At 60.5% G+C, this 19427-nt stretch carries 18 protein-coding genes; 10 read left to right on the top strand and 8 right to left on the bottom strand.

What is annotated here, in order from left to right:
- Positions 1-6 precede the first annotated feature (6 nt).
- Positions 7-1401: an NAD(P)(+) transhydrogenase (Re/Si-specific) subunit beta gene (locus EV130_RS22370; protein WP_074062502.1), complete on the top strand. Its 1395-nt coding sequence runs from the start codon at positions 7-9 to the stop codon at positions 1399-1401.
- Positions 1402-1499: 98 nt separating this feature from the next.
- Here EV130_RS22370 and EV130_RS22375 read toward each other — a convergent pair whose 3' ends face one another.
- The 5 genes from EV130_RS22375 to rpsU (EV130_RS22395) form a co-directional block, all read right to left on the bottom strand.
- On the bottom strand, positions 1500-1979 hold the full coding sequence (locus tag EV130_RS22375; RefSeq protein WP_074062501.1) for a DUF992 domain-containing protein: 480 nt from the start codon (positions 1977-1979) through the stop codon (positions 1500-1502).
- A gap of 62 nt (positions 1980-2041) precedes the next feature.
- Complete coding sequence (locus EV130_RS22380; RefSeq protein ID WP_132661448.1) at positions 2042-3700, bottom strand: sensor histidine kinase; 1659 nt, start codon at positions 3698-3700, stop codon at positions 2042-2044.
- Between the two features lie 217 nt (positions 3701-3917).
- Positions 3918-4982 carry an NAD(P)/FAD-dependent oxidoreductase gene (locus tag EV130_RS22385; RefSeq protein ID WP_132661450.1) on the bottom strand — a complete coding sequence of 355 codons (1065 nt, stop codon included), beginning with the start codon at positions 4980-4982 and terminating at the stop codon, positions 3918-3920.
- A gap of 27 nt (positions 4983-5009) precedes the next feature.
- Positions 5010-5876: a tetratricopeptide repeat protein gene (locus EV130_RS22390; protein WP_074062498.1), complete on the bottom strand. Its 867-nt coding sequence runs from the start codon at positions 5874-5876 to the stop codon at positions 5010-5012.
- 138 nt (positions 5877-6014) lie between these two features.
- Positions 6015-6227 (bottom strand): 30S ribosomal protein S21, encoded by a 213-nt coding sequence (gene rpsU / locus EV130_RS22395; protein WP_003585885.1) that lies wholly within the window; start codon positions 6225-6227, stop codon positions 6015-6017.
- Positions 6228-6593: 366 nt separating this feature from the next.
- Here rpsU (EV130_RS22395) and EV130_RS22400 point away from each other — a divergent pair, with 366 nt between their 5' ends.
- From EV130_RS22400 to EV130_RS22420, 5 genes are all read left to right on the top strand, one after another.
- The gene (locus tag EV130_RS22400) at positions 6594-6803 is read left to right on the top strand and encodes a cold-shock protein (RefSeq protein WP_074062497.1); all 210 of its coding nucleotides are present in this window, start codon (positions 6594-6596) and stop codon (positions 6801-6803) included.
- Positions 6804-6910: 107 nt separating this feature from the next.
- Positions 6911-7213 (top strand): cold-shock protein, encoded by a 303-nt coding sequence (locus EV130_RS22405; protein ID WP_074063328.1) that lies wholly within the window; start codon positions 6911-6913, stop codon positions 7211-7213.
- A gap of 51 nt (positions 7214-7264) precedes the next feature.
- Positions 7265-7501, top strand: a complete 237-nt coding sequence (rpsU, locus tag EV130_RS22410; protein ID WP_074063327.1) for a 30S ribosomal protein S21 — start codon at positions 7265-7267, stop codon at positions 7499-7501.
- Positions 7502-7552: 51 nt separating this feature from the next.
- Positions 7553-7783, top strand: a complete 231-nt coding sequence (locus EV130_RS22415; RefSeq protein ID WP_074062496.1) for a hypothetical protein — start codon at positions 7553-7555, stop codon at positions 7781-7783.
- Positions 7784-7953: 170 nt separating this feature from the next.
- Positions 7954-10125 carry a CHASE2 domain-containing protein gene (locus tag EV130_RS22420; protein ID WP_074062495.1) on the top strand — a complete coding sequence of 724 codons (2172 nt, stop codon included), beginning with the start codon at positions 7954-7956 and terminating at the stop codon, positions 10123-10125.
- Between the two features lie 4 nt (positions 10126-10129).
- On the opposite strand, the gene EV130_RS22425 is transcribed toward EV130_RS22420, so the two are convergent.
- Complete coding sequence (locus EV130_RS22425; RefSeq protein ID WP_132661453.1) at positions 10130-11209, bottom strand: FecR family protein; 1080 nt, start codon at positions 11207-11209, stop codon at positions 10130-10132.
- A gap of 245 nt (positions 11210-11454) precedes the next feature.
- Here EV130_RS22425 and EV130_RS22430 point away from each other — a divergent pair, with 245 nt between their 5' ends.
- From EV130_RS22430 to EV130_RS22445, 4 genes are read left to right on the top strand one after another with little or no spacing between them, the layout of a single operon-like run.
- Entirely contained in the window at positions 11455-12708 is a 1254-nt protein-coding gene (locus EV130_RS22430; RefSeq protein ID WP_074062494.1) for a sarcosine oxidase subunit beta family protein, read from the top strand.
- Between the two features lie 26 nt (positions 12709-12734).
- Entirely contained in the window at positions 12735-13076 is a 342-nt protein-coding gene (locus EV130_RS22435; protein ID WP_074062493.1) for a sarcosine oxidase subunit delta, read from the top strand.
- On the top strand, positions 13073-16066 hold the full coding sequence (locus EV130_RS22440; RefSeq protein ID WP_132661456.1) for a sarcosine oxidase subunit alpha: 2994 nt from the start codon (positions 13073-13075) through the stop codon (positions 16064-16066). The genes EV130_RS22435 and EV130_RS22440 overlap by 4 nt, the downstream gene beginning before the upstream one ends.
- A complete protein-coding gene (locus tag EV130_RS22445; RefSeq protein ID WP_074062491.1) occupies positions 16059-16607 on the top strand; it encodes a sarcosine oxidase subunit gamma in 549 nt (182 codons plus the stop codon). Before EV130_RS22440 ends, EV130_RS22445 begins: the two co-directional genes overlap by 8 nt.
- A 259-nt stretch (positions 16608-16866) precedes the next feature.
- On the opposite strand, the gene EV130_RS22450 is transcribed toward EV130_RS22445, so the two are convergent.
- Positions 16867-17355, bottom strand: a complete 489-nt coding sequence (locus EV130_RS22450) for a MaoC family dehydratase (RefSeq protein WP_074062490.1) — start codon at positions 17353-17355, stop codon at positions 16867-16869.
- 89 nt (positions 17356-17444) lie between these two features.
- Positions 17445-19427, bottom strand: coding sequence for a glycogen debranching protein GlgX (glgX, locus tag EV130_RS22455; protein ID WP_132661459.1), 1983 nt, complete (start codon positions 19425-19427; stop codon positions 17445-17447).

Below are 19427 nucleotides of genomic sequence, written 5' to 3' on the forward strand. Positions count from 1 at the left end.
GGACGCATGACCGATATCGCAGCTTTCCTCTATCTCGTCTCCGGCGTGCTTTTCATCCTGGCACTGCGCGGCCTCTCCCATCCGGCCACCAGCCGCAAGGGCAATCTCTACGGCATGATCGGCATGGGGATCGCGATCCTCACGACGCTGGTGCTGGCAACGCCTTCTTTTACCGGTTTCGTGCTGATCGTGCTCGGACTGGCGATCGGGGGCGGGGCGGGCGCCTATATCGCCCGCATCATCCCGATGACCTCCATGCCGCAGCTGGTGGCGGGCTTCCACTCATTGGTCGGCCTTGCCGCCGTGCTGGTTGCTGCCTCCGCGCTTTATACGCCGGCCTCCTTCGGCATCGGCGATATCGGCTCTATCCACGGCGAGGCGCGTATCGAGATGGCGATCGGCGCCGCCATCGGGGCGCTTACCTTTACCGGCTCCATCATCGCTTTTCTGAAGCTCGACGGGCGCATGTCCGGCAAGCCGATCCTGCTTCCCTTCCGGCACATCATCAACATCGCTCTTTTGGTGCTGATCGTCTTCTTCATCATCGGGCTTGCGGCAACCGAAAGCCATTTCGATTTCTGGGCGGTCGTTGCGCTTTCGCTGGCGCTCGGCGTGCTGCTGATCGTGCCGATCGGGGGCGCCGACATGCCGGTCGTCGTGTCCATGCTGAACTCCTATTCGGGCTGGGCGGCAGCCGGTATCGGTTTCACGCTCGGCAATCTCGCCCTGATCATCACCGGTGCGCTGGTCGGCTCTTCGGGTGCGATCCTGTCCTACATCATGTGCAAGGGCATGAACCGATCGTTCATCTCCGTCATTCTCGGCGGCTTCGGAGGCGAGACCTCCGCCACGGCAGCGGACAATTCCGACAAGACCGTCAAGCTCGGCTCGGCGGAGGATGCCGCCTATCTGATGGCAAACGCTTCCAAGGTCATTATCGTGCCGGGTTACGGCATGGCGGTTGCTCAGGCGCAGCACGCGCTTCGCGAGCTGGCTGACAATCTCAAGAGGGCCGGCGTCGAAGTCAAATACGCAATTCATCCGGTCGCGGGCCGCATGCCCGGCCACATGAACGTGCTTTTGGCCGAAGCAAACGTGCCTTATGACGAGGTCTTCGAACTCGAAGACATCAATTCCGACTTCGGCCAAGCCGATGTCGCTTATGTCATCGGTGCCAACGACGTCACCAATCCAGCGGCGCGCGATGACAAGACCTCGCCGATCTACGGCATGCCGATCCTCGATGTCGACAGGGCCAAGACCTGCCTGTTCGTCAAGCGTTCGCTCGGCTCGGGCTATGCCGGCATCGACAATACGCTGTTCTACAAGGACGGCACGATGATGCTGCTTGGCGATGCAAAGAAGGTTACCGAGGAAATCAACAAGGCGATCGGACACTGAGCCAAGGCCCGGCGCCGGGATCAGGCCTTCGTTTCACAGATGCAGACCGAAGAAAAAGGCCCGCCTGAGCGAGCCTTTTTCCGTCACCGCTGACCTTGTCAGGTAGCAGCGGGCGCCAGCGTCATTTTCTCCACGCCGATCGCGAGGTTGAGGCCCTCCTGAGCCTGCACGTTCAGCGGCTGCAGCATGAAAGCCTTGTTGGTGCCACCGGCGATCACCTTGGCGCCGGCACCCGCGCCAAGGCTGGCATCGGCGCCGATCCCATAGTATTCACCGGCAAGCGCAAATTCCGGAATGTTTGTTCCAGTCTTGGCAAGAACCTGCCAGATCATAACGCTTTTGCCCGTCTCGCCGATGTCGAGGCCAAATTTTTCGATCCTGCCAGCATAGACGGCTTTCGGGCCGCCTCCGGCAGGGGTGTAGGTGCAGATCAAATTCTTCTGCGACGTGACAATCAGCCCTTGACCGCCTTCCGATCCGCAGACCAGACGGCCGACGCTGATATAGTTTGCAGCGCCGGCCGGGCCTGCAAAGACTGCTGCCGCCGCCGTTGCTGCGATGATCATGTGCTTGAACATGGCCGTTTCTCCTTTCGGATGACCTATCGGAAACGAATTGATCCTTTTGATTGTTCCGGCCGTTATTCGCGCTCGAGCGCGCTGCGCGGTGCTGTCAGAGTCCAGATCAGGCCCTGCGGCAGATAGTCCACCTGAACCGTTCCGCGGAAGGCTGCTGCCGCATGCGTCTTGATAACGGTGGTTCCAAAGCCGGAGCGGGACGGTGTAGCGACCTTCGGACCGTTGCGTTCCTCCCAAACAAATCGCAGCATTGCCTCGGACTGATCCTCGACCCGGATATTTCCCCAGGATAAGGAGACGCGGCCATGCGGTACCGAAAGCGCACCGTATTTCACTGAATTGGTAGCCAGTTCATGCAACGTCAGGCCGAGGTTCTGGACCGCCTCCGGCTTGACCACAAAATCCTCTCCGGAAATCTCAAGCTGTTCTGCCGCCTGCGGAAAGGCCTGCAGGTGAATGTCGACGACCCGGCGGAGCGAGGCACCGGACCATTGCTCGCTTGTCAAGAGCTCGATCGAACGGACGAGCCCGTCGAGGCGATCGGAAACGGCTTTCTGGAAGCCTTCGACGCTATCAGCCTGTTTGGCGATCTGGCGCATCATTGCCTGGGCCAGCGTAAGCAGGTTCTTCGTTCGATGCACCAGCTCATGCATTATGAAATGCAGACGGTCTTCCGTCTGGCTGCGATCGAAAGAGGCATTGGAGAGCGCAACGGCGACCTGGTTCGCCTCGATGACACTGGTATCGATCGGCGAGACGATCTGGCCCTCGCCCATGCGCTTGGCCATATCGGCTATGTCGCGTATCGTCGTGCGCACCTGCCGCGCCACGGCATAAGCGGCGAGCACGGCGACCAGAAGCAATGCGATGCCGCCGACGATCAGAAAACGCCATGTCGTGAGGATCGATGCCTGGGCCGTGGCAACCGGTCCCCAGACCACCGTTTTCCAGGACCAGCCGGGAATTTGGGCATAGCCCAGGAGCTGATTCGGCAGAATATCCTTGTCTTCGAAGACGCCGCGCGAAGCGACAAGCGACGGCAGGATGCGGGTGTCGAATGGCGTTCCAGGGGCTAAGCTTGCCATGCCGCTCGAAGCCACCACATGGCCTCCCTGATCGATCACCGCAGCAGACCAACCCGACGCAAGATCTTCGGTCGTGACAAGTCTGGCGAGGTCTTTGGCGTTCTGGGTGGCGATCAGGGCCGCGACATGACCTGCATCCAGTGGCATCGTGACATTGTAGACCCACTCGCCGCTGATCGTTCCCTTGAAGACGTCGGATGCTTCGATACGGCCGGACTTGATGGCCGATTCCATTGCCGGGATATTGGCTGTCTTGCTAAGCGGCGTGCCGAAATCACGGCGCGTGTTCAGCAGCTGCTGGCCGCTACGGTCGACGGCGATCACGTAGAGCGTATCGCCGCGCAGGGCCGTTTCGGTCCGCCCATGAAACGAAGCGAAATCGTTGTTCTCGAGTTCCGGCGAGGTCGAGAGCAGACGAAGCGTCGTCGCCATGTCCTGCAATTGCCGGTCAATGGAGCGAGAAAGACTCAGCGCGTCTTGCGCCGTCTCGCGCCGCAGCGTCGTCCGCTGATTGTCCTCGAGCTGCAGAAGCAGGAGTGTGACGAAGGCAAAGATCGGCACGGCGATCGAGACCGCCATGGCAACCAGATAGGTGCCAATCGAAGCTTTGGGAAACAGCCGCGTGCGCAGACTCATCGGAATATTCTTTGCAGCCTTTCGAGGGCGAATTGCCCGGCTTGATTTTCGCAAACAGTTACGAAAGCAAAAAACTGCATCGCCGTCAGTGCCCTCAATGCGTTCGATTCCCGATAGCCTGCTATCGAAGCACGGATATGTTAGGGGTACGGGAAAGTGGTTGCAACACACTAAAACATGCTGACGGAAGAATTGTAATGGTCATACAAATATGCCGTCAGGCGAACCGGGAAAGGCGAAATGGCTCGAGGCTTTCGTCAGTTGCGCCTGACAGAATTTCGTTTGCCGCCAGCATGCCGACCAACGGAGCAAGCGTCACGCCGGAATGCATCACTGCGATGTAAAGACCGCCGATGCCGCAATCGCCGATGATCGGGAAGCCGTCTTTCGGTGTCGGGCGATATCCGACAGTGAGGAAATCCATCGTCAGGGCCTCGGTTTCTAAAAGGCTGGCTTTGACCTTTGCAAACAGAGCTGCCGCGGTCGCCTTTCGGTCTTCGCCCGGATCGCTGCCGGCGAAGTCGCTGCCCGCGATGATGCGCCCTTCTGTCGTCTGGCGCATATGCAGTTCCCTCGCAATCACCAGGCCGTTCAGCCGTTTTTCGAACGGGCGGGAGTGAACGATCAGGCCGGGAGGCGCTTCGACCGGCAGCGTGATGCCGGCTGACGCGGCTATGGGAACGGATCCTGCGCCGCAAGCCAGGACGACATGGTCCGCATCGATCAGGCCTTGCGACGTCACGACGCCGGCAATGTGATCTCCGCTACGGATGAGGCTGCCAACGGCAGCGCCGATGAATTTCGCCCCCCGCGCCTCGGCATCCGCCAGCATCATGCGCGCGGCTGCAACCGGCTCGACTGCGCCTTCCTCGGCGACAGCGAGGGCGAAATCGGGTGCATTTTCGAGATAGGGTTCGCGGCGGGAGATCTCACTGCGCTCGATGCGGCTTACTCCGTAACCCCAGCCGCCGTGCTCCTTCGCGAAAGCTTCGAGTTGATCACGGGGCAGATCCCAGCAGATGCCGCCGCACCAGGAAAGCGGCATGCCCGGAAGCTCGGCAGCGAGCCGCTTCCACTGCGCCATCGAGCGGCGCCGGAAACGAAAGTAGAATTCGGGGTTACCCCAGCTGGCATTGATCCAGGCGAAGGAGTTGGGTGTTGCGACGCCGCCGGTTTCTTCGGCAACGACCGTCACAGCTGCACCGGCCTTCGCCAAATGCCAGGCGATCGAGGCGCCTATGATACCGGCGCCGACGACGATCACATGCCGTTTCGCCGCCATCGCTGTTTCCTCCGTGATCTGCAGGTATTAGCCGCTGGTTGCAGCGCCGACCCGGGCAAGGCCATCGCGGGCCGGCTGGTATTTCGGGTCCAGGCCGATTGCGTGGCGATAGGAACGTGCCGCCTTGTCCTTGTCGCCGCGGCGCTCATAGACGAGCGCCTGATTGGCCCAGGATTCGGCAATGTTGCCGTTGAGCTCTATTGCATGGTTGAAGTCGGCGAAGGCATTGTCGTCGTCGTTCAGCGCGATATAGGAAATGCCGCGACCGTTATAGGGCTCGGGCGAATTCGGTGACAGCGAGATCGCCTTGGAGAAATCGTCAATCGCCTTGTCCTGCTGATTGCGCTTCTGGAAAATCAGGCCGCGATTGTGATAAGCGCGGCCATCGGTCGTGCCGAGCTGGATCGCGCGGGCGAAATCGTTGAATGCCGCATCGTCCTGGTTGGCCTGGCGATAGACGTTGCCGCGGCCGATATAGGCGACGTCGTAGCTCGGGTTGATCTGCAGCGCGGAGTTGTAGTCGGCGATCGCCTGTTGCTGCTGGCCCATGTTGCGATAGACGAGCGCGCGGTTGGCATAGGCCTGGTAAAAGCGCGGATTGATCTGCAGGGCGCTATTGAAGTCGTTCAGCGCGGCCTTGAACTGACCGGCACGGCCGTAGGCCGAGCCTCGGACGTTATATCCTTCCGGATCACGCGGATTGGCATTGATCACCGAAGTCAGCGAGGCAATGTTCTCTTCCGAACCCTGAGCCTTGTCGAGGCGGATCACAGCATCGGAGGTGTTGTCGGTCTGGCAACCGGCAAGGCCGATCGCCGCAAGGATTGCGAGCACCGGCAGCGTCGCTTTCGCCGCGCGCAAGGACCGGTGCGAGGTGAACAAGAAATCAGCCATTCGTGCGCTTTCCCCCTGCGTCATATCCGGGGGCGATCGGATATACGCTCTTCAGCAGCAAAAACAAAAAGGCGGCGGCGACACGTAATCGCCCCCGCCAACATGCATCTGAAAACGTCGAAATAACGACGGTACCGCTTAGCGTGCGACCAGACCTTCACGCTGTGCCCGCTTGCGAGCCAGCTTGCGGACGCGGCGAACAGCCTCGGCCTTCTCGCGGGCGCGCTTCTGCGACGGCTTCTCGTAGTAGTCGCGCATCTTCATTTCGCGGAAAATGCCTTCGCGCTGCATCTTCTTCTTGAGAGCGCGGAGAGCCTGATCGACATTGTTATCGCGGACGAGTACCTGCACGAGAATCACGTTCCTTTGGTTTTGGTTGACACCAGCGGCGGCACAGCGCCAGGGCAAAATTATACGGTTCGCGCGGCCGGAGCCTTGCGATTGGTGAAGCGGGATAACAGATAGAAGGCACGAAGTCCAGACTGATATGGCGTTCTGCCGAAAAAATGGCGCATAAGCCTTGTGCCGGCTTGGCCGATACGGCCTCCAGAAACGTATTTGCTATTGCGGTATGCAGAAATACCCCTATATATGAGCCTATCGAATATTGCTTGTGACCTTTGTCACGCGCTGAGCGCTCTGTCAGATTTCCTCTCAACTCTCGATAAGAACCGGTGAATATTTCCCGGCAGTGCAGCGATTGAAAGGAGATCGTTCATGAATTCAGGCACAGTTAAGTGGTTCAATAGCGCCAAGGGCTTTGGCTTTATTCAGCCGGACGACGGTTCGACCGACGTATTTGTTCACATTTCCGCCGTGGAGCGCGCCGGCATGGGCGCGTTGTCCGACGGGCAGAAGCTACGCTACGATCTTGTCCGGGACAAAAAGTCCGGCAAGAACGCCGCGGACAATCTCCAGGCCGCGTGATTTGTCATTTGCCACGACTGACCATGGATGGTCTGACAGCAGGCTGAGTGACGGGAAGAGGTCGGGTGAAGCGCCCGGCCTTTTTGACATTTGAAAGAGCACCCGTGATGCCAAGGCCCAATTATAAGGCAAAGCCGACCTATAAAATCGGGGATTTTGTCGTGCTGAAATCCGGTCTCACCCGAACGGCCGCTGCCGACAGGCGATGCAAGGTCGTCGGCGTCCTGCCGAACGACCATGGACATGTGCAGTACCGTGTTCGGTTCGAGGCCGAAAACTTCGAGCGCAGGATAACATCGCTCGATATCGACGCGACCGAATCCCCGCCGCGGATTTCCGGCGCTCAGGTAGTCCAAACTTCCAATGCCGAGCCTTGGCTGAAGACGTCCAGCATCAAGGTTCGAAAGTAACGCCTTCCCTCATTAACGATACGGCATGCATTGCCGCGAAAGGATAAGATTTTGCAGGTTCTCGTCAGGGACAACAATGTCGACCAGGCTCTTCGCGTTCTCAAGAAGAAGATGCAGCGCGAAGGTCTTTTTCGCGAAATGAAGGCGCGCAGCGCCTACGAAAAGCCATCGGAGAAGCGCGCCCGCGAAAAGGGCGAAGCTATCCGCCGTCAGCGGAAACTCGCGCGCAAGAAGATGCAGCGCGAAGGCCTGCTGCCGATGCCCAAGAAGGCCGTAAATACCCGTTGAATGCCGCTTGAGAGCGTGGTTTCCAATCGCGAATCATCCAAGGAAAAGTGAATGACTGCCACAAAGGACGCATTCTTCAACGCCACGAAGATGTCGGCCCGCGACAAGGCGGAAGCCACGGATCACACGGCGCGGGCGATCATTGCAGACGAAGCAAAACTGCGTGATAAAAAGACGGAGAAGCTGAAAGCCCTCCGTCTGCAGCGGCAGGCAGAAGCCGAGCCTGAACTTCCGGCCCCGAAAAGGAAGCGCAAGGGTTCAGCCAAATCGGCCGGCCAATAGGTCGAGTGCACGAGGCGCACCCTCTTTCCGGCCGCTAGTTTCCAGGCGCTCGACACAATCTCCCTTTATGCTGCGCGCCGGTCCTGCGACAGGATGGCGTTCGGCGCCAAAGCGGCGTAGCCTTTCTTCGCTGCTCAGCGACGTGCAGCTTAGGGGGCGCCATCGGGTTCATGACACGCGCGCAGCAAATCGGCGTCATCATCGGCTTGGCGATTGTTGCCGTGCTCACGCTGCTGCGGGCCAGCGATCCACAGCTGCTGCGATCGATCCGCGACGTGACCTTTGACGAATACCAGCGCGTATCGCCGCGGCCCTTCGAAGAGCTGCCTGTTCGGGTGATCGATATTGACGAGGCATCGCTGCGCGAATTCGGCCAGTGGCCGTGGCCAAGAGACAGGCTGGCTATGCTCGTCGACAGGCTGTCCGGGATGGGTGCGGCGGCGATCGCCTTCGACATCCTCTTTGCCGAACCGGACCGGCTTTCGCCCCGTACCGTCGTCGGTACCGTGCCCGGAATCGATCCGGCGCTGCTGTCGCAATTGCCCGACAATGACGAGATTTTCGCCGATTCTGTTGCCGATAAGCCTGTCGTGCTCGGGTTCGGCCTGACCAACGAGGGAACCTATCGCCCGTCCGTCAAGGCAGGCTTTGCCTTTACCGGCGAGAGTCCCGTCGGCGCACCCCCACATTTCAATGCTGCAACGCCTTTACGTCCGCGCCTAGAAGCGAACGCCGCCGGCATCGGTCACATCAGCCTCAATCCGGGCAGCTCTTCGTCAGTGGTGCGGGCAGTTCCGCTGTTCCTGACGGATGGGGAGCAGCTTTATCCGAATCTGGCGCTTGAGGCACTGCGTGTTGCCCAGGGTGTCTCGACCTATGTGCTGGCAGGCGCTCCGGATGCGGCAGGCGTCATGACCTCAGTCAAGACAGGCGATTTTGTCGTCCCCGTGACGGCGGCCGGCGAGCTATGGCTCTATGTCAGCCCCGATCATGCAGACAGATATGTTTCCGCGCGGCATGTGCTTGCACAAAACGGTGCATCGACTGAAGTCAGCGCGGCGATAAACGGAAGTATCGTCTTTGTCGGCACATCGGCCGCGGGGCTGCAGGACATCCGTGTCACGGCGCTTGGGGAGAATGTGCCGGGGGTCTCGCTGCACGCACAGACCGTCGAGCAGATTTTAAACGGCCGCTATCTGTCGCGGCCGGATTGGGCGGATGGCCTGGAGATATTCGCCATCGCCGTGCTCGGCGGCCTGTTGGTGATATTGACGACCTTCGTCAGCCCGGCGGTGGCCCTGTTCTGTGGTTTGGCGATTACCGCACTTGCTGTTGTCGCCTCATGGCTCTGCTTTTCCTATGCCGGGCTTCTTTTCGATCCGCTGGCTCCGATCATCAGCGGATCAGTGACCCATTTCGCAGCCACGTCGTTTCGCATCCTGGTGATCGACCGGGAAAGGCGCGAGGTTCGCCGCGCCTTCGGACAGTATCTGTCACCATCGCTTCTCTATCGTATCGAGCATACGCGCGACGCACTGCGCCTTGGCGGCGACGACCGGGAGCTGACGGTCATGTTCGTCGACGTGCGCCATTTCACCGAAATCAGTGAGCGGCTGCCGCCGACGGCCGTCGTCGGATTCCTGAACACCCTGCTCGACGCGCTAAGCCGCCATGTCGTCGCCAACGAGGGCACGCTCGACAAGTTCATCGGCGATTCGATCATGGCCTTCTGGAATGCGCCGGTCGATGTTGCCGATCACGAGACGAAGGCGGTTCGCGCCGCTCTGGCCATGCGGGAAACGCTTGCCGAGCTCAATGCTGCCGATGCCTTCGGCTTTGGCAAGGATCAGCCGGTGGGCATCGGTATCGGTATCCATACCGGCATTGCCTGTGTCGGAAATATGGGAGCCGAGGCGCGTTTCAATTACTCGGCCGTCGGCGATGCCGTGAACGTTGCTGCGCGGATCGAATCCTCTTGCAAGGAAGTCGGCTTCGATATTCTGATTTCGGAGGACACGGCACGGCTGCAGCCAGGTGCAGCGCTGCTTGAGGCGGGTACCATCGGTCTAAAGGGAAAGACCAGCCGTACGCGCCTGTTCGCCGTCGTCGGCGATGAGCGCGTGCGACAATCGGCCGAGTTCAACGAGCTGCGGCAGCTCCACAATCAGCTTACCGAGGCATTTCGCTCGCGCTCGCCCGACACGCGCAGGATCGTCAGTGCCATCAGATTGAAGACGAAAATGATCACTCCCGGGCTTGCGGAATTCTATCGCCGGATTTCCCGCAGGGCCGATCATTTCCGGGATGAACCGATTTCTGAGGAAGCGCGTCCCGCAGGATGACGTATCAGCGATGGCGGCTCCGGTCGCCGCGACCCTTGTCGCGGTTCCTGCCATGATGATTGTCGACCTTGTCGCCACGTTTGTCATGATCTCCACGGTAATGATCATGTGATCCACGCGGTCCATCAGGATGGCTCGGCTTGTCCGGGTGGCTCGGCTTGTCCGGATGGCTCGGCTTGTCCGGATGGCTCGGCTTGTCCGGGTGGCTCGGCTTGTCCGGATGGCTCGGCTTGTCCGGATGGCTCGGCTTGTCCGGATGGCTCGGCATGTCCGGATGGTGCGGCTTGTCCGGATGGTGCGGCTTCTCCGGGTGGGGCTTGCTGGGTTCGCGGGGCTTTTCGGGCTCTGGTTCCGGTTTCGGTGCTCGAGTGGGAGCGCTCGGTGCCTGTCGCAGGGGCGCATCTGGCCGCTGCAGTGCCGCCGACAATCCGCAACCGCCGCCCATCATGCCGGAAAGCGACTGACTGCCGGAAAGGAACGGGAGGGCGCGTGGCGTCCCCAGTCTTCGAAGGACCCCCTGGTTTACGCGCGCCACATCCGTCATGTCGCCGTTGGGTGTCGCAACGACACAGTCGCAACGACGTGTCAGTTGCCGGCAGCCGCCCGGGCCGCAAAACTGGGCGGCGCCATTCAGCATGACGACGGCCGTCGTTCCATCCGGGCCGACATAGAAATCGAAGGCGGTGCCACGCACGCCGATCGTGCCCGCAGGAGTCAGGATCTGGTATGCGGACGATTTCGAACTGCCGCTGATCCAGCGAAAAGTTCCCTTCGCTGCGCGGATGCTCAGCCTTTTCACCGATTGCGAGTCGTCGAAGATGTATTTGTCGATGACGACAGATGAACCCCAGCCAACCGCAAGCTTGGTGCCGTCACGGAAAAGAAACTGGCCGAGGCCGGATCGCGATGTACGAATGCGCTCGTCGCGGTGGACTGCTGAATTTACGGTCAGCGGTCCCGTTTGACCGGTTACTTCCGTCTTGATGTGGACCGCCTGGCCAACCTGCTCAGCTGCGAAGGCCGGCATGGAGCTAAAAAGCACCGCGCTGAGCACGGTGGCTGTGGCAAGACGCAGATACGACATGGGAATACCCCTGAGCATAGGAATATTAGCATGTATTTTTGCGCCTCGTCTTCCTGCCCTCTTGGGCTAGTCGGACTAATCCGGTGCGCGGGGGCATGCAGTAACCTCGGTGTGATCAGCACTTGTTCGACCCATGTCAAACAAAAGCCCGTTCGCGTCGCAAAAGAAACGTTGTGCCGCATTTCGATTTGCGATTTGTATGGCCACACCAAGAAAATGCCTTTCCCTGAAGGAGATGAAGGCGGATGCGGAAATACTCGGTTTTTGCCGTGGCACGGGAAGCGCTCAGAGGCCACAAGGGCTGGGAGAGGCAGTGGACTTCGCCGGAGCCGCGTGCGCAATACGACGTCATTATTATCGGCGGCGGCGGGCATGGTCTGGGAGCAGCCTACTACCTTGCCAAGGAGCACGGCATTACCAACGTGGCGGTGTTGGAAAAAGGTTGGCTCGGCGGTGGCAACACCGGCCGTAACACCACCATCATCCGCTCCAACTATCTCTATGAAGAGAGCATGCACATCTACGAGCATTCGATGAAGCTTTGGGAGAACCTGTCGCAGGATCTCAACTACAATGTGATGTATTCGCCGCGCGGCGTGATGATGCTCTCGCACAACATCCACGATCAGCAGTCCTTCAAGCGGCATATCCATGCCAACCGCCTCTATGGCATCGATAACGAATGGCTGACGCCGGAGCAGGCGAAGGCCTATTGCCCTCCGCTTGATATTTCGGCAACGGCGCGTTACCCGATCAACGGCGCCGCCTTGCAGCGCCGCGGCGGTACGGCGCGCCATGATGCCGTCGCCTGGGGTTATGCCCGTGCAGCGTCGGATCGCGGCGTGCACATCATCCAGAATTGCGAAGTCACCGGCATCCGCCGCGGACCGGACGGGCGGGTGGTCGGCGTCGAAACCAATCGCGGCTTCATCGGCGCGAAGAAGGTCGGCGTCTCCGCGGCCGGCCACTCGACGACCGTAATGAAAATGGCCGACGTGCGCGTGCCGCTGCAATCGAGCCCGCTGCAGGCGCTGGTTTCCGAACCACTGAAGCCGATCTTTCCCTGTGTCGTCATGTCGAACACGGTGCATGCCTATATCTCGCAGTCCGACAAGGGCGAGCTCGTCATCGGCGCTGGCACGGACCAGTACAATTCCTATTCGCAGACAGGCGGCTTGCAGATCATCACACACACGCTTGATGCGATTTGCGAGCTCTTCCCGATGTTCCGCCGCGTGAAAATGATGCGCTCCTGGGGCGGCATCGTCGACAATACGCCGGACCGTTCGGCGATCCAGTCGAAGACGCCGGTTCCAGGACTCTATGTCAACTGCGGCTGGGGAACCGGCGGCTTCAAGGCGACGCCGGGTTCGGCAAATCTCTTTGCGTACCTGATCGCCCGCGACGAGCCGCACAAGTTCAATGCCGGGTTGACCCTGGAGCGCTTCCGCACCGGACGGCTCATCGACGAAGCGGCGGCCGCCGCCGTCGCGCACTGACCACGCAATTCCGACAAGGGAATCAAATGCTACTGATCTACTGCCCATACTGTCAGGAAGAGCGCTCCGAGCTCGAATTCCGTGGCGCTGGCGACGCGCATATTGCGCGGCCCCAACAAATCGCTTCGATCTCCGACGAGGAATTCGAGACATATTTCTTCCTGCGCGACAACCCGAAGGGTCTGATCTTCGAACGCTGGCGGCACATCCACGGCTGCGGCCGTTTCTTCAATGCGGCCCGCGACACCATCAGCGACAAATTCATCATGACCTACAAGGCAGGCGAGCCCAGGCCTGAAATTGGCGCTGCCAGCGTTCCGCACGCTCCCGTCGAAACCTATGAAGCGACGGAAGGAGAGGCGAAATGAGCGGCGCGAACCGAATTCCAGGCAAGGGACGCCTGACGCCGGCGAGAACCGCACGCTTCACTTTCGACGGCAAGAGCTATACCGCGCTCGAAGGCGACACCGTCGCTTCGGCCCTGATTGCCAACGGAGTGCATCTCGTCGGCCGCTCCTTCAAGTACCATCGGCCGCGCGGCATCCTTTCAGCCGGCGCGGAAGAGCCGAATGCGCTGATCGACGTTGCCCGCGACTTTGCGCGAAAGCAGCCGAACGTGCGCGCCACGGTTCAGGAAGTCTTCGACGGCATGATCGTCAAGTCGCAGAACCGCTTCCCGTCGCTTGCGTTTGACGTCGGTGGCATCAGCGATCTGCTTTCGCCGTTCTTTGCGGCTGGATTCTACTACAAGACCTTCATGTGGCCGAAGGCAGCCTGGAAACATGTCTATGAGCCACTCATCCGACGTTCCGCCGGTCTCGGCGTTGCGCCGACGGAAGGCGATCCGGATCACTACGCAAGCCGCTTTGCGCATTGCGACGTGCTCGTTGCCGGCGCGGGCGTTGCCGGTCTCTCCGCTGCCCTTGCCGCGGCCGAAGCGGGCGCCCGCGTCATCATCTGCGACGAACAGGCCGAATGCGGCGGTGCATTGCGTTTCGACTGTGGCGTGAAGATCGACGGCATCGAAGGCTACGTCTGGGCGCAGCAGACGGCTGCCAAGCTGAAGGCGATGGACAACGTGCAGGTTCTGACCCGCACCACGGCCTTCGGCTACTACAACCATAATTTCATCGCTCTTGCGGAGCGCGTGACCGATCATATCGCCAAGCCAGGCCGTGACCTGCCACGCGAGCGTCTCTGGCAGGTCCGCGCCAAGCGGGTGATCCTCGCCAGCGGCGCAATCGAGCGGCACATGGTATTCCCAAACAACGACCGTCCGGGCATCATGCTGGCGTCTGCCGCGCGCATGTACCTCAACCATTACGGCGTCGCCGTCGGAGCCAAGGTTGGTGTCTACACTGCCCATGACTCGGCCTATGAAGCCGCTTTCGACCTGAAGCGTGCCGGCGTGGCAATCGCTGCCATCGTCGATTGCCGCCAGACACCGGGAGCTGCAGTTCTTGCCCAAGCGCGGTCGCTCGGCATCGAGGTGCTGGCCGGACAATCGGTCATCCAAACCTCGGGCAAGCTCCGCGTCTCATCGATGACCGTTGCCCGCAACGGCGCAGGCTCGCCGCGCAAGATTGCGATCGACTCATTGCTGGTTTCGGCCGGCTGGACGCCGTCGGTGCACCTTTTCTCGCAGTCGCGCGGCAAGGTGAAGTTCGAGCCGGAAAGCCAGCGCTTCCTGCCCGGGACCTATGCACAGGACTGTCTTTCGGTCGGTGCCTGCAACGGCACGGACGGCCTGCAACAGACGATCGAAGAGTCTCTTGCGGCCGGCGAGCTGATGGCGCAAGCCGTCGGAAAATCAGGCGGTGGCAAGATCAGCATCTCGGCCGAGCAGCCCTATGACTGGACCGGAGGCATGATCGGAGCTGCCGAAGGTGCAGGCCCCAAGACGAGCGCCAAGGCCTTCATCGACTTCCAGCACGATGTCTGCGCCAAGGACATCCGCCTTGCGGTGCGCGAAGGCATGCACTCGATCGAGCACATCAAGCGCTTCACGACCAACGGCATGGCCTCCGACCAAGGCAAGCTCTCCAACATGCACGGTCTGGCGATCGCCGCCGAAATGCTCGGCAAGGAAATCCCGCAGGTAGGCCTCACGACCTTCCGTGCGCCCTATACACCGGTCACATATGGCACGCTGATCAGCCATTCGCGCGGCGAGCTCTTCGATCCGGCGCGCAAGACGCCGATGCATCAGTGGGAAGAGGCGCACGGCGCTGTTTTCGAAGACGTCGGCAACTGGAAGCGTGCCTGGTTCTATCCGCGCGCCGGCGAGACCATGCATCAGTCGGTTGCCCGCGAATGCAAAACGGCTCGCGACGTCGCAGGCGTTTTTGATGCCTCGACGCTCGGCAAGATCGAAGTCGTCGGCCCGGATGCGGCCGAATTCATGAACCTGATGTACACCAATGCCTGGGACACGCTGAAACCGGGAAAATGCCGCTATGGCATCATGACCCGCGAAGACGGCTTCGTGTACGACGACGGCGTTGTCGGGCGCCTGAGCGAGGACCGTTTCCATGTCACGACGACGACAGGCGGGGCGCCGCGCGTCCTTCATCACATGGAAGACTATCTGCAGACGGAGTTCCCGCACCTGAACGTGTGGCTGACCTCCGTTACCGAGCAATGGGCTGTGATTGCCGTGCAGGGTCCGAAGGCGCGCGAGATCGTCGCGCCGCTCGTTGAGGGGCTCGATATTTCCAACGAGGCCTTCGCGCATATGAGCGTTGGCGAGTGCAAGGTCTGCGGCGTGCCTGCGCGCCTCTTCAGGGTGTCGTTCACCGGCGAAGTCGGGTTCGAAATCAATGTTCCGGCCGATTTCGGCCAATCGGTGCTTGAAGCTGTCTGGGCGAATGCCGAGCCGCTCGGCGCCTGCGTCTACGGCACAGAGACGATGCACGTTCTTCGCGCCGAAAAGGGCTATATCATCGTCGGACAGGATACGGACGGCACGGTTACGCCGGATGACGCAGGTCTTGCCTGGGCCGTTTCCAAGAAGAAGACGGATTTTGTCGGCATTCGCGGGCTGAAGCGTCCCGATCTCGTCAGGGAAGGCCGCAAGCAGCTTGTCGGTCTTGTCACGAAGGATGAAAAGCTGGTGCTCGAAGAGGGCGCACAGATCGTCGCCAGTCCGAACGAGCCGAAGCCCATGACCATGCTTGGTCATGTGACCTCGTCTTACTGGTCGGAAAACCTCGGCAAGTCGATCGCCTTCGCGCTGGTCGCCGGCGGCAGGGCGCGCATCGGCGAGACCCTCTATGTGCCGATGCCGGACAAGACCATTGCCGTCGAAGTGACGGACATGGTGTTCTTTGACAAGGAAGGAGGCCGGATCAATGGTTGATGTGGCAATTCGCAAATTCGCTCTTTCCGGCAACCACGCCGGATCTGCCACTGTGCGACTGACACCTGCGCCTGCGGCGAGCCGGGTGGCGCTGCGGGCGCCTGCAGGTTCGCTCAAGGCTCTTTCATCGGCTCTCGGCGTCAAGGTCCCGGATGCGCCGAAGACGTCGGGCCGCCAGGGTGGACGCTCGGTGCTCTGGCTCGGCCCCGACGAATGGCTGGTGCTCGATGAAGACGGCGCAGATTTGATGGCCATGTGCTCAGGTGTCAGCCTCCTTCATTCGGCAACAGACGTCTCCCATCGCAATGTCGGCATCATCGTCTCCGGCCCCGGCGCCGAAGCCACGCTTTCGGCAGGCTGCCCGCAGGACCTGTCGATCGGCACATTTCCGGTCGGCGCCTGCTCGCGCACGCTGTTCGGCAAGGCGGAAGTCGTGATCTTCCGCACCGAGGACGATACGTTCCGGATAGAATGCTGGCGGTCGTTTTCCGATTATGTCTTCGGTCTGCTGGCCGAGGCGGCAGTCGACGCGGGGCACTGACGGGCTGACCGTGAAATTGCCCGAGAGCGGCGTGGAAATGGACCGGATAGCGGGTGGCGTGTCCTATCGGCCGACATCGTGCCCGTGCCTTCGTCAGGAGCAGGCCCAGTTCTGCAAGTGCGCTTTCCTGCGGTTCGGAAAATTCACCGGCTGGCTCTTGGAAAGACCAAAGCATAACGCGGCAACGCCGAATTGGCCTGTGGTTTACAAGCCAGCGGCGGTTTCAAGGAGGTGGAACAACTGCGCGGTAGCCTGCTCCTCAGGTTTCCTCCGGCCGGTCCTTCGGGTCGAACTGGATGATGGTGATCCAGTTCGCAGTAAGTGCGGGTTTCTTCTCGTTCTCGATCTCGATGGATACTTCATATGTGGTCATCAGCATACTGGCGCCGCGGAAGCGTGCATCGGCGAGGACGAAATGGCCGCGGACGCGGGTGCCTGATTTGACCGGTGCCATGAAGCGCACCTTGTCGAATCCATAGTTGATACCCATCGTCTGCTCGCGGATTTTCGGCAACGCATCGTAATTCATAGCCGAAAGCAGGGAGAGCGTCAGGAAGCCATGGGCGATCGTGCCGCCGAAGGAGCTTTCGGTTGCCGCGCGGGTCGGATCGGTATGGATGAACTGATGGTCGTTGGTGGCGTGCGCAAAAGCGTCGATCATCGCCTGATCGACAAGAATCCAATCTGAAAGCCCTGTTTTCGTGCCAATGAGCCCGCGCACTTCCGCGAGCGAAATTTCCCTGACCATAAATTCCCCATGAAAAAAGCCGCCTGCTCAATTGCTTACAGTGGATTCATGACAATTACGACAACGATTCACCTTCGTTGCGGCTTGAATCAATTGCCGAGGCAAAAGACGACCGAGCGCGGCCGAACCGTCACGACCGGGCCAAGCTTTTCAAAGTTGCCGGGCGCGCTCAACAGCCGCCACTCGGCAGTGTCCGGGGGCGGCAGGACGAAGTCCATCGCATTGTTCGATCGATTGAAAAACACGGCCAGACGCACTTGTCTGCGGATATCGCGGTCGCCTGTTTTAAGCAGCATGCCGAGCGCGGACAAGTTCGCAGCCTCCCACTCGCCAAGTCTCATCGGTTGGCCCGAGGACGATATCCATTCGACATCGCCGTTACCGTCGAAGAAGCCGGATTCGGAGAAGACGGAGAAGCGCTTTCGCAATGCTGCCACGAAAGCGGTGTGGGTAATCAATTCTTCATCCAGCGCCCTCCAGTCGACCCAGGTGATTTCGTTGTCCTGGCAATAGGCGTTGTTGTTGCCGCGCTGTGTTCGTCCGCCTTCATCTCCCGCCGTCAGCATGATGCTGCCGCGGCTGGCAAAGAGCGTCGAGATCAGCGCCTTCAGATCGCAACGGCGCTTTTTGATGATATCGCAATCGTCCGTATCGCCCTCGATGCCATTGTTCCACGAATGGTTCTCGTTGTGGCCATCGCGGTTTTCCTCGCCATTAGCTTCGTTGTGCTTATGACTGTAGGAAACGAGATCCTTCAGCGTGAAACCGTCATGGGCAGCGAGGAAATTGACGCTGCGCGTCGCCGTTCCGCCGTTTCGCAAGAAAATGTCGGAGGAGCCGGCCAGTGCTGTTGCAAGCGCCCCGGTCTTCCAGTCGTCGCCGCGCCAATAGCATCGGATATCGTCGCGAACGCGGTCGTTCCATTCCAGGAAGGGAGCTGTAAAATTGCCAAGCTGATAGCCGCCCGGACCGATATCCCAAGGCTCGGCGATCATGATGCGCTCGGCGAGCACGTCATCGCCGAGTATCGCCGACAGCGTCGCTCCCTTTGCCTCGAAGCCGTTTGCCGTGCGGCCGAGAACAGGCGCCAGATCGAAACGGAAACCGTCGACGCCGGCGCCCAGGACGAAATGTCGCAGGCTGTCGATGATGAGCTGGCGGACATAGGGATGATCGCAGGCGACGGTATTGCCAGTCCCGGTGTCGTTGACAAGCTCGCCCGGACGGCCGGGCAGATGCCGGTAGAAGGAAAGATTGTCGAGGCCGCGCAGCGACAGCGTCGTGCCGTGACGGTCGCTCTCGCCGGTATGATTGAAGACGAGGTCAAGAATGACGCCGATGCCTTCGGCCCGAAGCTTGGCAGCCGTATCGCGCAGTTCGGCCATGCCGCCCGGTACGAGGCGCGGATCGAGCGCCATGAAGGCAACGGGATTGTAGCCCCACCCGTTTGCCAGTCCGAGCGGCGGCAAATGGCGCTCGTCGATCCAAGCGGTGATCGGCATCAGCTCGACGGCATCGACACCAATGCGCTTGAGATGAGCGATCACTGAGGGATGGGCAAGTGCGGCGACGGTTCCGCGCTGCGTCTCGGGAACGTCGGGGTGGAGCATCGTGAAGGGTTTGACGGCGACTTCATAGATAAAGCCGCCCGGCTTGAAGAGCGGTTTTTCCAGCGTCACTGTCGTATCGCGGGTCACCATCGCCTTCGGCATCAGGCTGTGCGTGTCTTCGCCGAAGATGCCGAGACGGAGATCATGGCGAAAGGGCCGGTCGAGCTGTTTGGCATACGGGTCGACCAGAAGCTTGGACGGATCGAACCAGAGACCGTTTTCCGGATCATAGATGCCGTCGGCCCGAAAGCCGTAACAGGCGCCTTCCTTCAGGCCGTCGACGAAAAGGCTGTGCACATGGCCGTGTTCGCGCGCCATCGGCAAGCGCGCGAGTTCCTTGTTGCCGGTTTCATCGAAGAGGCAGAGCTGGATTTGCGCGGCATGCTGCGACCAGACGGAAAATTCGACGCCGGTTTCAAAAAGGATTGCGCCCCCTTTTTTTGCCCTGTTGTCCGCCCGCAT

This window comes from Rhizobium azibense (assembly GCF_004342325.1).
GTDB lineage: Bacteria > Pseudomonadota > Alphaproteobacteria > Rhizobiales > Rhizobiaceae > Rhizobium > Rhizobium etli_B.